The 14594-nt window shown below is 63.4% G+C and carries 11 protein-coding genes, 1 tRNA gene and 1 riboswitch; of the genes, 8 read left to right on the top strand and 4 right to left on the bottom strand.

What is annotated here, in order from left to right; all coding sequences use genetic code 11:
* Position 1 precedes the first annotated feature (1 nt).
* A complete protein-coding gene (locus AC1DDS_RS00190) occupies positions 2-2221 on the bottom strand; it encodes a GumC family protein (RefSeq protein WP_477477059.1) in 2220 nt (739 codons plus the stop codon).
* A 201-nt stretch (positions 2222-2422) separates the two neighbouring features.
* On the opposite strand from AC1DDS_RS00190, the gene AC1DDS_RS00195 reads away from it, so the two are divergent.
* The 7 genes from AC1DDS_RS00195 (at position 2423) to AC1DDS_RS00225 (ending at position 9573) form a co-directional block, all read left to right on the top strand.
* Positions 2423-3001, top strand: a complete 579-nt coding sequence (locus AC1DDS_RS00195) for a polysaccharide biosynthesis/export family protein (RefSeq protein ID WP_477477060.1) — start codon at positions 2423-2425, stop codon at positions 2999-3001.
* A 5-nt stretch (positions 3002-3006) separates the two neighbouring features.
* The gene (locus AC1DDS_RS00200) at positions 3007-4188 is read left to right on the top strand and encodes a glycosyltransferase family 4 protein (protein ID WP_477477061.1); all 1182 of its coding nucleotides are present in this window, start codon (positions 3007-3009) and stop codon (positions 4186-4188) included.
* Between the two features lie 57 nt (positions 4189-4245).
* The gene (locus AC1DDS_RS00205; RefSeq protein ID WP_477477062.1) at positions 4246-5817 is read left to right on the top strand and encodes an undecaprenyl-phosphate glucose phosphotransferase; all 1572 of its coding nucleotides are present in this window, start codon (positions 4246-4248) and stop codon (positions 5815-5817) included.
* Positions 5814-7073 (top strand): O-antigen ligase family protein, encoded by a 1260-nt coding sequence (locus AC1DDS_RS00210; protein WP_477477063.1) that lies wholly within the window; start codon positions 5814-5816, stop codon positions 7071-7073. Before AC1DDS_RS00205 ends, AC1DDS_RS00210 begins: the two co-directional genes overlap by 4 nt.
* Entirely contained in the window at positions 7060-8214 is a 1155-nt protein-coding gene (locus AC1DDS_RS00215) for a glycosyltransferase (protein ID WP_477477064.1), read from the top strand. Before AC1DDS_RS00210 ends, AC1DDS_RS00215 begins: the two co-directional genes overlap by 14 nt.
* A gap of 255 nt (positions 8215-8469) precedes the next feature.
* Positions 8470-8546, top strand: a tRNA-Pro gene (locus AC1DDS_RS00220).
* A 520-nt stretch (positions 8547-9066) separates the two neighbouring features.
* The gene (locus AC1DDS_RS00225) at positions 9067-9573 is read left to right on the top strand and encodes a GreA/GreB family elongation factor (RefSeq protein WP_477477065.1); all 507 of its coding nucleotides are present in this window, start codon (positions 9067-9069) and stop codon (positions 9571-9573) included.
* Positions 9574-9694: 121 nt separating this feature from the next.
* Here the strand turns inward: AC1DDS_RS00225 and AC1DDS_RS00230 are convergent, their stop codons facing one another.
* Positions 9695-10753 (bottom strand): phytanoyl-CoA dioxygenase family protein, encoded by a 1059-nt coding sequence (locus AC1DDS_RS00230; protein ID WP_477477066.1) that lies wholly within the window; start codon positions 10751-10753, stop codon positions 9695-9697.
* Positions 10754-10941: 188 nt separating this feature from the next.
* Here AC1DDS_RS00230 and AC1DDS_RS00235 point away from each other — a divergent pair, with 188 nt between their 5' ends.
* On the top strand, positions 10942-11997 hold the full coding sequence (locus AC1DDS_RS00235; RefSeq protein WP_477477067.1) for a DUF2865 domain-containing protein: 1056 nt from the start codon (positions 10942-10944) through the stop codon (positions 11995-11997).
* 7 nt (positions 11998-12004) lie between these two features.
* Here the strand turns inward: AC1DDS_RS00235 and bluB are convergent, their stop codons facing one another.
* Positions 12005-12691: a 5,6-dimethylbenzimidazole synthase gene (bluB, locus tag AC1DDS_RS00240; RefSeq protein WP_477477068.1), complete on the bottom strand. Its 687-nt coding sequence runs from the start codon at positions 12689-12691 to the stop codon at positions 12005-12007.
* Positions 12692-12736: 45 nt separating this feature from the next.
* Positions 12737-12993, bottom strand: a riboswitch (cobalamin riboswitch).
* Between the two features lie 11 nt (positions 12994-13004).
* Positions 13005-14543, bottom strand: a complete 1539-nt coding sequence (locus AC1DDS_RS00245; protein WP_477477069.1) for a diguanylate cyclase domain-containing protein — start codon at positions 14541-14543, stop codon at positions 13005-13007.
* Between the last annotated feature and the right edge of the window lie 51 nt (positions 14544-14594).

The following is a 14594-nucleotide window of genomic DNA, read 5'->3' on the forward strand; positions in this document are numbered from 1 at the left end:
TCTAAGCCGCCCGGCGCCCTGGATACCGTGGCGCCCCACCTCCGGTCATCAGCACGATCTCGCTGTATCCGGCATCGCCGAAGGCGTTGATAAGCTCGACGAGCCGGTCCTCGTCGGCATCGGGGATCGAAAGTATGATCTCCGCCTTGCCGGACCGGGTCAGCCGGCGCACGCCCTCCACCTCCGCCGCCCCGCACTCGACGAGAACCGTGTCGTAGGCATCCGCCAGGGCGTCGATGATCATCGACAGCCGGTCGATGCCACGCATCGCCCGTTTGATGTTGGCGTTGCCGCGCGCGACGATGTGCGCCTTCGATTCCTCGTCGCCGTGAATGATGTCCGAGAACGCCGCATCGCCGACGAGCAGATCGGTGATCCCGGGAAGCCAGGTCGTCGCCGCCATCAGCCGGGTCGGGCACGCGGAGCCGGTCAGGTCGACCAGCACGGTCTTTCGCCCGCTGTTCGAGATGGTCCGGGCGAGCGCCACGGTGGCGGACGAGCCCGGATCGCCGGACGGCGAGATGGTGATCGCAACGGCCACATCGCTATCGATCAGATGGCGCGCCACGGCTGCGACCGTGAAATTCGCGTCTTCTTCACCGTCTCCGGAAGGCTGCGCATCCTGCGGAGACAATCCCGCAGGCTCATCGGGGTTGAGCCCGACCAGCAACGGCTCATGGGCTGGACTGTCCGCCTGCGCGGCGATGTCCACGTCCGTCAATGCGCGCCGCGCTGCCGCCACGTCGGCCCGCGGGGCGTTACGCCCGGCAATGGACTCGTCGTCCGAGAAGTCGTTTTCCGGTTCCCGCTGCGCCGGCGAAACGGGCTTGAGCGCTCGTCCGCTGAACAGTTCCGCCAGCATGATGGCAACGACCGACAGGAGGAACCCGGCCAGGCCGCCGACGATCGTGATCGGCAGCACCTTCGGGAACTGCCGTTCGGTCGGCGGCACGGCTGCCGAGATGACCCGGGCATCCGCGGGCGTCGCGTTGGCGCCGGTGCGCGAGGCGGCTTCGCGGTAGCGCGCAAGATAGGTCTCCAGCAGTTGACGCTGCGCCGTCGCCTCGCGCTCCAGCGCCTTCAGCCCCACCTCATCCTCACCCGCGCGCGCCGAATCCGCCTTCAGCGTGTTCAGTTGCTGCACGAGCTGCTGCTCGCGCAGACGGGCGACCTTGGCCTCGTTCTCGAGGCTCGCGAGGATCTTTGACGTCTCCGCCTTGATCTGGCCGCGAATGCCGGCGAGCTGCGAGCGCAGCCCCTTTAGACGCGGGTGCTGATCGAGCAGCGACGTCGTCAGATCGGAAATCTGGCCCTGCAGCTGCGCCTCGGTCTCCTTCAGCCGCTGGATCATCTGGGAACCGACGACATCGCTCAGCGTATCCGGCTCGCCGCCATTCTTCAGCACGGCCCGCACGCTCTCCGCCCTCGCCTCGGCCGTCGCCTTTTCCGTCCGCACCCGCGCAAGCTCGGTGGAAATGTCGTTCAGCTGCTTCACGGCGAAGGTGGCGTTCTCACCGGTGGGCAGCAGGTCGGAACTGGAGCGGTACTTCGCCACCTTCTCCTCGGCCTCCCGCACCTTCTCCCGCAGATTGGCGATCTCCGGCTCCAGCCAGCGCGTTGCCTCCGAATTGCTGTCGAGCTTCGCACCGCTCTGCAGCGACAGGTAGACTTTTGCTATCTCGTTGGGGATGGAGGCGGCGAGCATCGGGTCCCTGGAGGTGAATTCGATCGCGACGACGCGCGACTTCTCCGCCTGGTAGACGATCAGCTTTTCCTGGAATTCCTTCAGCACACGCTCTTCCGGCGGCAGGTCGAGCGGATTCTTCTTCAACCCGAACGCCACCAGTATGTCCGACAGGGCAGACGGATTGGCGGTCGGATCGAACTCGGGCAGTTCATAGAGCTTCATGTTGCGGGCGACCTGCTTGATGAGGTCCGCCGATTTCAGCAACTGTACCTGGCTGGCCACGCCCAGTTCATCAATCGCCGGTTCACGCCCGGCACTCCGGTCCGCACTGGTCGTGAATTCAGGCTCGCGCGCCTCGATCAGCAGGCGGGTTTCGCTGCGATAGGTCGGCGCGATCAGGCTGGCAACTCCGAAAGCGATGCCTGCGGATGCCACAGTGGCAAGCAACACCTGCCGACGGCGCCGCCAGATCGCACGCACCAGCCCGCCGAGGTCGATATCGACATCGTCCTGAGCTCCGTAACCGCCAGACATCTGCTACTCCATGAACACGCAACTGCACGCGCACGGTAAACAATCATGGTAACCCAAGCGTTAATGCCGGACATCAACCACAACCGCCCAGAGCCGCTGCCACAGAAATCGACATCCACCCGTTGCAGGTTTACCGGCTATTAACCCTAACGGATTGATAACAGTGAGCGAAACGAAGCACTTCCGGCAGGCATGGGCGAAATGGCATTCGCAAGGACAATCAGAGTCGCGATTATTGCGGCGGCGACGCTCGCGCCGGCCGTCGTCGCCGGCTGCAGCGGCTATCGCCCTGCCCCAAAAGCATTTCAGGAAGCAACGATCCAGCCCTACCGGCTCGACAGCGGCGACCGGTTGCGCGTCACCGTGTTCGAACAGGCGAACCTCTCCAACACCTACCTGGTTGACCAGGCCGGCTACATTGCCTTTCCGCTGATCGGGTCCGTGCCTGCGCGCGGCAACACCATCCAGGAGATGGAAAGCATCATCGCCGGCAAGCTGCGGCAAGGATATCTGCGCGATCCGGACGTTTCCATCGAAGTCGCCAACTATCGCGCCGTCTACATCATGGGCGAAGTCGGCCAGGCCGGCCAATACAGTTATGTCGCGGGCATGACAGTGCAGAACGCGATCGCAGTCGCCGGCGGCTTCTCGCCGCGGGCGAACCAGGCGAATGTCGACGTCACACGCAAGATCAATGGCAAGATCATCACCGGCCGCGTATCGATCTCCGATCCGATCATGGCCGGTGACACGATCTATGTCCGCGAGCGGCTGTTCTGACGCCCATGGCCAGCGAGCCTCCACTGCGCATCATCCATTGCTTCCGCTCCCCGATCGGCGGGATCTTCCGGCACGTGCGCGACCTCGCGGAATACCATGCGCGGCAAGGCCATGATGTCGGTATCGTCTGTGACAGCAGCACCGGCGGCGCCTATGAGGACGCGCTGTTCGACGAGATCCGGCCGTTCCTGTCGCTGGGGATCTTCCGCTTGCCGATCCGCCGCTCGGTCAGTCCGGGCGACCTGCGGGCCTTGGCGGGCAGCTATCGTGAAATAAGAAGTTTGCAGCCGGATGTGCTTCACGGGCACGGCGCCAAGGGCGGCGCCATTGCCCGGCTCATCGGCTCAGCGTTGCGGGTGAACAGGTATCGCGTAGCCCGCCTTTATTCGCCGCATGGCGGCAGCCTGCATTACTCCCGCGCCACGATGACGGGAAATGCGGTGCTCCGAACCGAGCGGCTGCTCGAACCCTTCACCGACGCCCTCGTGTTCGTCTGTGATTTCGAGCGCGAAGCCTACGTTGCCAAGGTCGGCAAGCCCCGTTGCCGAAGCGAGCGCATCTACAACGGCATCAGCGACCGCGACTTCGACACGATTTATCCGCACGAGGGTGCGGCCGATTTCCTCTATATCGGCATGCTCCGCGACCTGAAGGGGCCGGACGTCTTCATCGATGCCTTCGCCAAGACGGAGCGGCGGGTCGGACGACCACTCTCGGCATTGATGATTGGCGACGGCCCGGACGAAGAGAAATACCAGCAAACGATGCTGCGTCTCGGCCTGGGCCGGCGGATCGCGATGATGCCGGCGATGAAGGCGCGTGAGGCGTTTGCAATGGCACGCGCGGTCGTCGTCCCCTCGCGGGCGGAATCCATGCCCTACATCGTGCTTGAGGCGCTCGCCGCCAATGTGCCGGTGATTGCGAGCCGCGTCGGCGGCATCCCGGAAGCTCTCGGCCAGGGCAACATCGCATTGGCCGAACCCGCCGATGCCGACGCGCTCGCAGCGACGATGGCACGCTCGGTCACCGACCCGAAGTGGCGGACGCAGGTGATGCCGGACCCGATTTCCTTCAAGGGCAAGTTTTCCGCCTCCGTCATGGCGACGTCGATGATGAAGCTCTACCGCGAACTGCTGCCACGCCCCGGCTGCCAGACAGGTTGTACGGTTTCTCCCCACCTCGCGTAAGCGGTTTCTTAGGGGCTTTCTGCTATCCGGTGCGCATGACCGATCCGGATGCAAGCCATGAACCGTATTGACAAGCCAGATGCCTTCGACCCGGAACGGATCCGGCGCAAGGTTTCCGAGGTGCGCACCATCGAACCGGGTGGCGCGGCCGAGGAGCAGGATGGCGGCAAGACGGTCGAACTCAACCCGCTCGCCCAGCAGATCGCTCTGCAGTTTCGCGCAGAAAATTACTCGCCGAACATGATCACGGGGCTGCTGCGGCTGCTGGAATTCACGATGCTGTTCGTCATCGGCTACGGCATCACAAGCATCTACGTCGCCCCATCGCTGGACATGATGCTGTTCTACATCGGCGTAATCGCCGCCGGCTCGGCGCTCGGCGTGCTGCTGCTGCACGTGGCCGACACCTACCAGATCCCGTCGCTACGTGCGGCCTGGCGCATGATCCCCCGGTTGCTCGGCGCCTGGGCAATTGCGTTCGCGACCATGGCGCTCGCGCTTTTCTTCTTCAAGGTCGCCGAAAACACCTCCCGCGTCTGGTTCATGCTCTGGTTTTTATTCGGTGCCATCTATCTCGTAGCGGAGCGGCAACTGATCGCCTATTCGATCCGTCGCTGGGCCCGGAACGGAACGATGGAACGCCGCGCCGTGATTGCCGGTGGCGGCGAACCGGCCAAGGAACTGATCCGTGCGCTGGAGCGCCAGCCCGACAACGACATCCGCATCTGCGGTATCTTCGACGACCGGGACGAGCGACGTTCCCCATCGATCGTGGCCGGCTATCCGAAGCTCGGAACGATAGCGGAGCTGGTCGAGTTTGCGAGACTGGCTCGGATCGACATGCTCATCATCTCGCTGCCGCTCTCGGCCGAGACGCGCATCCTGTCTCTGCTGCGCAAGCTCTGGGTTCTGCCCGTCGACATCCGGCTGGCAGCGCATTCCAATGGCCTTCGCTTCCGCCCGCGCAACTATTCGCAAGTCGGCAACGTCCCGCTTCTCGACCTCTTCGACAGGCCGATCGCCGACTGGGATTCGGTGGCAAAACGTATCTTCGACATCGGTTTCAGCCTGCTGGCGCTGCTGTTGCTGTGGCCGGTCTTCATCGGCGCAGCCCTTGCGGTCAAGCTGACGTCGCCGGGACCGATCATCTTCAAGCAGAAGCGACACGGCTTCAATAACGAGATCATCGAGGTCTACAAGTTCCGCTCGATGTACACCAACATGTCCGATCCGACCGCGAGGGCCGCCGTCACCAAGGGGGATCCACGGGTGACCCCGGTCGGACGTTTCCTGCGCAAATCCTCGATCGACGAGCTGCCGCAGTTCTTCAACGTGCTCAAAGGCGAACTGTCGCTCGTCGGCCCGCGCCCGCACGCTATCCAGGCGCAGTCGCACGACCGCAAGTACGTCGACATCGTCGAGGGCTATTTTGCCCGTCACCGCGTCAAACCGGGCGTCACCGGCTGGGCCCAGATCAACGGCTGGCGCGGCGAAATCGACCATGACGACAAGATTCGCTACCGCACCGAGTTCGACCTCTACTACATCGAGAACTGGTCACTGCTGTTCGACCTGAAGATCCTGTTCCTGACGCCGATCCGGCTGCTCAATACGGAGAACGCCTATTGAGCGCCGCGGCCCTGCCGATATCCCCGCCCCTGCGGCCGCAGCTTGCCGCCATCGGCGTGATCGCGTCTGCGCTCGTCATGATCGGCGTGTTCCTGTCCGGTTTCGTCATCTCCGAACCGGCGCCGTACGAGCTCTTCATGGCGGGGCTGATCGGCATCTGGGCGCTCCTCGGGCTGCGGATCTCGCGCAGCGTCGCCCCGCTCCTGGCGCTGCTTGTAACCTTCAATATCGGCGGCATGCTTTCGTTGACGGTCATGACCGACATGGCCGACGGCCCGATGTATGTCGCCGTCTCGCTGTTTCTTGCGCTGTCATCCATCTTCTTCGCCGCGATCATCGAGGCGAAGCCGCAGCGGTTGCAACTGATCTTCCGCGCCTGGGTCGCCAGCGCCCTGATCACGGCCACGCTGGGGATCCTCGGCTACTTCAACGCATTTCCCGGCAGCGAGGCCTTCACGCTCTATGATCGCGCAAAGGGCGCATTCCAGGATCCGAACGTCTTCGGTCCCTTTCTCGTCGCCCCCGCCCTCTACCTGATGCACGGCCTGCTCGCCAATCGGCTGGCCAAGGCACCGCTGAACGTGATCGGGCTTCTCATAATCGCGCTCGGGCTTTTCCTGTCCTTCTCGCGCGCGGCCTGGGCGCTGTTTCTGTTTTCGGCGGTCGCGCTGGTCTTCATCATGCTGCTCAAGGAGCGCACCGGAGCCTTCCGCCTGAAAATCCTGGCGCTCAGCATTTCGGCTATCGGGCTCATGGTGATCGGCCTTGTCGTTGCCTTGCAGATCCCGCAGATCGCCGAGCTGTTTTCCAGCCGCACCCAGCTCGTGCAGGACTACGACGGCGGCCATCTCGGCCGCTTCGCCCGGCACCGCCTCGGCTTTCTCATGTCGATGGAAACCCCGCTCGGCATCGGCCCGATGGTCTTCAGCACCATCTTTCCCGAGGACGAGCACAACATCTGGCTGAAGTCGCTGACCAGCTACGGCTGGCTCGGCTTTCTCTGTTACCTGACACTGGTGAGTTGGACGCTCTGGACCGGTTTCCGCAACCTGCTGCTGAACCGTCCCTGGCAGCCCTATCTGATGATCGCCTACATCGCCTTTGTCGGACACACGGCGATCGGCTTCGTCATCGACACCGACCACTGGCGGCATTTCTATCTCATCGTCGGCGTTCTCTGGGGCTGTTTCGCCCTCGAACATCGCCACCGCAAGCGCTTCCGGCCGAACCAGCGAAGCGATCATGGACCGGCATAGCGACAAGGCCACGCGACGCTTGCGCCTGATGCAGGTGCTCGAACCGAGCGGCGGCGGCTCGGGGCGCCATTTCATCGATCTCTGCCGGGGGCTCAGCCAACGCGGCCACACGGTTCACGCCGTCTACTCTCCGCGACGCGCCGAGGAGCGCTTCGTCGATGAGCTCGTCTCGCTTGGGCTCGACGGCGTCCACCCGGTCGACATGGCCCGCTCGCCGGGACTGTCCGACTTCGGCGCCTTTGCAAATCTGCGCCGCCTGATGCGGAAGCACGGCCCCTTTGACGCCATCCACGGCCACAGCTCGAAGGCCGGCGCGCTCGCGCGCATCCGGCTACCGGGTCGCCATGCCCCGCGGGTCTATACGCCGCATGCGTTTCGCACGATGGATCCCACGCTCGGCAGGACCGGTCAGTTCGTCTACGGCACGATCGAGACATGCCTGGCACGATTTTTCACCGAACGGGTGATCTGCGTCTCCGCCGACGAATATGCCCATGCCCGGGCGATCGGCATGCCCCGCAAGAAGCTGTCGATCGTCATCAACGGCGTTGAGACCCCGCCGGGCGGCCTGCGCGGCACGATCCGGAAGGTCTTCACCATCCCGGCCGATGCCCTCGTCTTCGGCTTTGTCGGCCGGCTCTCGCCGCAAAAGGCGCCCGAACGTCTGGTCGACGCCTTCACGATCGCCGCGGCGAAACTGCCGGAGGCCCATCTTCTGATGGTCGGCGCCGGAGAACTGGAGGAATTGGTACGCAGTCGGATCAACCAGAGCCCGGCCGGCGCACGCATTCATCTGACAAGCCGCTTCACCGGACCGGAAGCAATGGATGCCGTCGATGCGATCGTCATGCCGAGCCGCTACGAAGCGATGTCCTATGTCATGCTGGAGGCGGCCTCCGCGGCCAAGCCCCTGATTCTCACCGACGTTGGCGGCGCATCGACCGTGCTGGAGCACGGCCACAACGGCATTCTGGTTGCCAACGACGACGACCCTCGCACGCTGGCAAACGCGATGATCGGCCTCGCGGATCCCTCGTGTCTGCAACGCTACGCCGTGGCCGCGAGGTTGCGCAGCAACGATTACGATCTGCCCCGCATGATATCGGAAACGGAGGCGATCTACCGCAGCCTTGTCACGTAATACAGCCGCACCCACTCCGCCTTAAAGGATGAGTGGGCTTGACACAGGCCCGCTGCGCTTCAGAGCTTTTGATTTCGCGTATCTTTTGGCCCAGACTGCGGGGTGTTCGACAGAAACGCTTCCGTTTCGCCATGGCCGAGCGCCATCCTCACCGCCTGCATCGCGTCCGTAGCGGGAACATCTTCGCAATTTGTTGGCATAGGTGAAATTGCCCCTTGCATCCCCGGCACCGAGACTATAGGGGTTGCGACGGTTCGGAGCGTAGCGCAGCCCGGTAGCGCACTTGACTGGGGGTCAAGGGGTCGTGGGTTCGAATCCCGCCGCTCCGACCATTGAAGACCTTGATTTTGCTACCACATCAAGGAAGTGCCAAGACGAAGTCATTGGCAAAATGAGAACATTCCAGATACAGACTCACGGTGTCGGCGCGGGCTATCCCGAAATAGATGCCGGAACGTTCTCGATGACGCTGACGGGCCAATGTCGTCATCACTGTGCTGGCCACCCTTCATGCGTCGATCTCATCGCTCACCGGCCCGTCGCTTGACTTTTCATGCCGCCGCACCGATCCTGCCATCCGGGCAATTCTAGCGCCTGGGTTGTGAGGATTGGCTGATGGCGTCCTGCACGTGTCATCGACTGAGTTCGGCAGCGATCGCCCTGCCCCGGCTTGGCGCCCCCCCTTCCTCGCCAGTCCACCGACGCCGCCTCCGCTTCATTCATCATGCGGGTAGCTTGATCACGGGCTCGTAGCCCCTGGCGCGGGCCGTCGCGACCAGGGGAAAATTTCAGCGACTTGGACCTCGTTTGGAGCGCGCAACGAACATCGTTGCGGCGAAAGTGAGATTTTAGATGCCCGTGGAACCGATCAGTTGCAAACTCACCCCTAATGACATGGCGATCCTGGAGACCATACTCGACCGCCTGCCCGATGCGAGCGATCCGCTCGCGGTCTTGCTTCGAGCGAAGTTGGCGGTCGCGGAGATCTACTGCAGCGGTGCAATCCCGCCTGATGTCGTCACAATCAATAGCCGTGTGACCTACAGGTTTGAAGGATGCAGCCCTCACACCGTGGTGATCGTGCAGGCGGAACTCCCCGTCGAGGCCGTACCGCACGCGCTATCGATTCACGACCCGCTTGGTTTGGCACTTTTCGGGCTTTCGGAAGGTGATACTGCAGCGGTGATGCCGGACGACGGATGGCCGCGAACGGTCATCGTCGAGAAAGTGGTGCCCCGGTCGGAGCAACGTCACGGGGAGCCTGCGGAAACCTCGCGTGTCATCTCATTTCCGGCCCGCGCAATGCCGGCACCCTTCGACCGGAACGACGGCGACGACCCGGGACCGAGTGCGGCTTGACGGGCTGATTGCAACAAGCAGGGCGGTAAAAAGGCCGGCGCAGGGTTCGAGGTTGACCGAGCCATCCGGCACAGCGCAACTCGTTTTACCCACCCACGTATTTGGCAACCGTATCCTTCGACTACTTCCGCTTCAGCCGCTTGGACCACTCCAGCGCCTTGCCGAGACCGGCCGGCGCCCACGGGGAGCCTTTGAGGCCGATCTTCCCACGGAGGCTCATGCCGCCGATGATCAGCCGATTAACGCGGGACTTGACGAAGGAAAGCGACGCAAAGTGCAGGCCGGTCACCGGCAGGTAAGGGTTGCGGCGCAGCGACCCGTAGATCTCGACCCGCGTCGTTTCCTTGTAGCTCGGGCAGCGCGCATGGAAGCCGTGCGTGTCGGCTACGATCAGCGTGTTCGCTTTCACCACCATCCTCACGGGCTGGCCGTAGCCGAGCGCTGTCAATTCTTCCGGCATGATGCGCAGCGAGCCACGCGCAGAGTACTTGTTCTCGATCGTATCCGAGTTTTCGCTGATGCGCTTTTCCCACGCCATGCGCTGCGGCGTCACCTTGTGCGAACCCGGCACGTACGAGAACGGCCCGTCTTCGTCGCCCACGTCCTTCAGGAAAAGCCAGGCCTTGGCGGTGGGCTGGAAGGTATCGCTGTGCAGCGCCGTCTGCGGGTCGGATGCAGTCTCCTTGGACGGCGTCGAAGGCAGCGCCATCACGACCTGGACGACGAGCAGCGGCTGGCCATCGTGCGAAGAGACGTAACGCAGGAGGTTCGACATGCGAGGATCGTTGCGCGCTGCCTTGAAACCCGGCAGCCGCTCCAGATCGCTGTCATCGATCAGTGCGCGGCGGGTGACAGTGGTCCCCTGCAGCATGTCGTAGCGGTCGAAATCGCTGTTCTCCAGTTCCGCCGTCACCTTGGCAAAGACTTCGGCCGGCAGGAAATTCTCAATTCGAACGAAGCCGTTCTCCTCGTATTCACGCCGCTGCTCGGGTGTGACGAGTTGCGCGAGCGACTTGCGCCGCCGGTCCGCCATGTCCATTGCCACCGCCACGCGTTTCGCGTGCAGGCCCATCCTGTTCAGCGTCTTGCTGCCAATGATCGGATTGTCGGCAAAGGATTTGGCACCCGATGCGAGCTGGAGGGCGTAGAACGGACTCAGCAGGACGGAAGTGAGGCGCATACAAAACCTATAGGTGTGGACGCAATCGGATAGGATGCACTGTGCTACACCATGGGCCGGGCGAGATCAATTCCACCCGGCGGCGCGAACCTGATTTCCAAAATCAGCTGTTTCGACGGCCATCACGGCGATTAATCACATTTCCATGAGCGCGTTGCTCCGGCGCTCCTGCAACGTATGATGATGTGATGCCAGCAATTCCCCTGTCCGGAGTCGCCGCAGTGTTCTTGTGCTCGCGCCGATCGATGGTTCTGGCGACCTCCGCCCTCCTCCTCGCCATGGCCGTACCGGCTCGGGCAGACGACGTCTGCGCAGATCTTCACTCGCGTCTTGCGGCCCTCACGAGTGTGGAAATTCCGACCGGCGACGGCGCCCCCGATTCCAGCGCCATCACCGAGCAGAACAATCAGTTGCAGAGCGCGAGAGCTAGTCTGCGCCAGCTTGGCTGCAGCACGGGCAGCGTCAAGGTCTACCGGACGTCGACTGCCCGCCAATGTAGCGAACTCGCCGCCTCGGTCGAACGAATGGACCGCAACCTCAGGAATATAGAGGCAGGGCGCAGCGCACTTGCGTCGCTGGAAAACGGACAGGAAGCCCGCGCCCGTATCCTTGCGGCGATCGAAGCGCACGGTTGCGGCAGTGGCGACGAACCAAGCACGGCGCAGGCCAGCCAGGCTGCGGAAGCGCCCTTGCCCGATGGCGAGTTTCCGCTTGACGGCCTGGCGACCCGCTACGTTACCAGCGGCGGTTCGGGCGGCAGATTGCGCACGGTCTGCGTCAGAACCTGCGACGGCGGGTTCTTCCCCGTAACCTCAGGCGCTTCCCCGCTCGACTTCCGGCGAGACCAGCGGGTCTGCGCCAGGTTGTGTCCGCAGACGGAAACCGAACTCTTCTACCAGGCGCTCGATTCCGTCGACAGCGGCGAGATGGTCTCGACCGTCACCGGCAGGCTCTACAGACAACTGCCGGCAGCCTTCGCCTATCGCACACGCGGCCTGCCCAAGCCGCAAGCCTGTGGCTGCGGCCGGCTTGCCTACACCAGCCCGGCAACGGGTACCGGAACCATCAAGGACAACACCGGCTCCGTCACGACGATCCGCATGCACCCGGTGGGCAGCGCCGCGTCAAAGGTCGTGATCGAGCGTCCTTACGATCCGGAGAAGGACAAGGTGCGCAATGTCGGCCCTGTTTTCGTCCCGGACGAACCCAAGATCGATCTGCGCAACCCCGCGGGCGCGAACTGAACCGTCTTTACCGCCGCTCTCCCCACCGCTCGGCATAAACGAGCTCGTCGAGCGGCAATCGTTGCCGCCAGCCTTTCACTGCGAGTTCCGGTTCGCGATAGAGCTCGTCGACGAAGCCGAGGCAAAGCCAGGCGACGATTTCGACCCGTTCGGGAATGCCCAGGAGCGCACGAATATCCGCGTCGTGAAAAATGCTGACCCAGCCGACGCCGACGCCCTCCGCCCGGGCCGCAAGCCACAGGTTCTGAACCGCGCACACGGTCGAATACACGTCCATGCGCGGATTGTGCGTGCGGCCCAGCACCACGGCTCCGCCACGGTCCGGATCGCAGGTCACGCAGATGCTGACCGGAGCCTTCAGGAGGCCCTCGAGCTTCAGCGAGCGATAAAGTGACTGGCGCTCGCCGGCAAACATCATCGCCGCCTCCTCGTTGGCACGCTCAAATGCCCTGTGCGCTTGCGCACGCACGTCCTGGTCGCGAATGACGATGAAGTTCCATGGCTGCATGAAACCCACCGAGGGTGCCAGATGCGCCGCGCGAAGCAAGCGCTCGAGCAGGTCTTCGGGCACCGGTTCTGGCAGGAACTGGTCGCGCACATCGCGGCGCGTTTCGATCGCACGGTATACGGCTGCCCGCTCGGCGGGCGAAAATGGCTGTGCGTGGACGAGATCGTCCTTTGGCAGAGGCTGCATCGTCATCTCCCCAACAATGCATGAAACCGTCCGCCGTCCGCGCGGGTTGGTCTATCTCGCCAGGCCGGTCTTCTGACTTCGGATCCTCCGGCCGCGCCGCCTTCCCGGTTGAAGCACCAGTGGCGTTCGGAAGGGTCGATCCTTCCAGGCTTGGCCGTCCCCGTCACAGCGTTGGGCACGTTTCGGCTTCGAGGCTGGAGTTGCCAAGGTGTCTGCGCTCAGATCGAACGCATGGCGTCAGCCCCACCGAATTCCCGATTCTCCCCTGCTCGCGCAAGGGCACCTGACGGGCGACACTTGCGCACGCCGGTGCCTACGATGCAAGGCCGGGGCCGACGATGGCGTGTCGCGAATAGACAACCCCGATGTCTTTTGCCGCGCTGTCCTCATCGGGCGCCGCAAACACGGCACGGTTGCGGCCACCGTTCTTAGCGGTATAGAGCGCCGTATCGGCAACCACCATGAGGTCGTGCACGGTCCGGCCATGCTCGGGGTAGACAGCGACGCCAGCGCTGCTGCCGACAGCCAGCAGTTGTCCGCCGAACGGAATTGGGATCTGCGCGTCGCGCACCAGGCCATTGGCAAGATCGAGGAGAGCCTGCCTGTCGGTCATGCCGTGAAGCAGCACTGCGAACTCGTCGCCACCCAGGCGCGCCACCACTCCCTTGTCGGCGACCCTGCCCAGAAACCGGGAAGCGATCGTCCTGAGCACGGCGTCGCCGGCTGCGTGACCATGCCGATCGTTGACGGCCTTGAACTGATCGAGGTCGACCGCGAAGACGGCAAACGGACGGGTGTCCTTGTCGAGCAGTTCCTTCATGGCATCGTCAAAGCCGGAACGGTTGAGCAAGCCGGTCAGCGCATCGTGGCAGGCGAGATACGCATTTCGCGCTTCGCTTCGCTCCAGGGCCCGCACAGTCGAGGCGAACTTCAGCGCGACGAAACCCATGACCACGACGAAGATCGCGACCAGGGCGGTGATCTGCGGCATCGCCATCGACCAGACGAACGAGCCGGGGCGGTTCGGGCGCCAGGACGCAGCCATCGGGTTGAAGGCGTCGCCGCCGACACCGGTGAGCAAGAGATCGCTATCCTCGGTCGTGATCGGCAAGAAGCCCAGATCGCGGATCCCCAGGCGCTGCTCGGAATTCGCCAGCATCTTGGCCGTGATCGGCTTGACGGTGACCAACAGCACAGGCTTCTTGCGCGCATCCGGAATAAAAAGCCGCTTGGGGACGACGGACTGCACCACGATGATGCTCATCGTGCCGTCGATCATTCGCATTCCGGTGACGTTGATCTGCGCCAATGTCGGCGACAAGACGCCGCCGCTCTCGGCCGGCTTTGCAAGAAGCCAGCCGTCGCGCGTACGGCTGAGCGCCGCATAGTAGGCCGCTTCGGCGCGTTTGGTCAGGTCGCTGACCCAGTAGAGCAATTGGTCGGCATCATGCGGCCGAACGACGTGGCGATTGTGGACGGCCAGGACCGTCTCTTCGCCCGGCTTCGTGAAGACCATCCAGGAAAAGCCGAAATCGCTCCAGAGCCAGTCGCGCAACTCCCGGCGGATGAAATCGTCGCTGAACGAGCCGTCGGCCAGTTCATCGAAGCCTCGATCCCAGACGGACATTCCGCTCTGGTAAAGCACAACCTGTTCGATCTGCTGGCGGAACTCGTTCTTGACCAGCGTCTTTTCGGAGGTCGCAACAAAATCGTTCGCCTGCCGGATCGAGTAGTCAAGCACCATGAAATTGGCGGACGCGAACAGAGCGACGATCACGATCGCCGCAAGACCAATCATGATCTTGACGCTGCTCCGGCGCGCGACCGGACCCTCAGCCCCAGCATTCGCCATGTCTTTCCCCACCGACATGCTGGCGGTCTGCATTGCCGCCTTTTGCGTTTT

The sequence above is a fragment of the Mycoplana sp. 10N416 genome (assembly GCF_056394765.1).

Bases quoted from the DNA above. Each gene is read 5' to 3' on its own strand.
- AC1DDS_RS00190 (WP_477477059.1), bottom strand. From the start codon at position 2,221: ATGTCTGGCGGTTACGGAGCTCAGGACGATGTCGATATCGACCTCGGC.
- AC1DDS_RS00195 (WP_477477060.1), top strand. From the start codon at position 2,423: ATGGCATTCGCAAGGACAATCAGAGTCGCGATTATTGCGGCGGCGACG.
- AC1DDS_RS00200 (WP_477477061.1), top strand. From the start codon at position 3,007: ATGGCCAGCGAGCCTCCACTGCGCATCATCCATTGCTTCCGCTCCCCG.
- AC1DDS_RS00205 (WP_477477062.1), top strand. From the start codon at position 4,246: ATGAACCGTATTGACAAGCCAGATGCCTTCGACCCGGAACGGATCCGG.
- AC1DDS_RS00215 (WP_477477064.1), top strand. From the start codon at position 7,060: ATGGACCGGCATAGCGACAAGGCCACGCGACGCTTGCGCCTGATGCAG.
- AC1DDS_RS00225 (WP_477477065.1), top strand. From the start codon at position 9,067: ATGCCCGTGGAACCGATCAGTTGCAAACTCACCCCTAATGACATGGCG.
- AC1DDS_RS00230 (WP_477477066.1), bottom strand. From the start codon at position 10,753: ATGCGCCTCACTTCCGTCCTGCTGAGTCCGTTCTACGCCCTCCAGCTC.
- AC1DDS_RS00235 (WP_477477067.1), top strand. From the start codon at position 10,942: ATGCCAGCAATTCCCCTGTCCGGAGTCGCCGCAGTGTTCTTGTGCTCG.
- bluB (WP_477477068.1), bottom strand. From the start codon at position 12,691: ATGCAGCCTCTGCCAAAGGACGATCTCGTCCACGCACAGCCATTTTCG.
- AC1DDS_RS00245 (WP_477477069.1), bottom strand. From the start codon at position 14,543: ATGGCGAATGCTGGGGCTGAGGGTCCGGTCGCGCGCCGGAGCAGCGTC.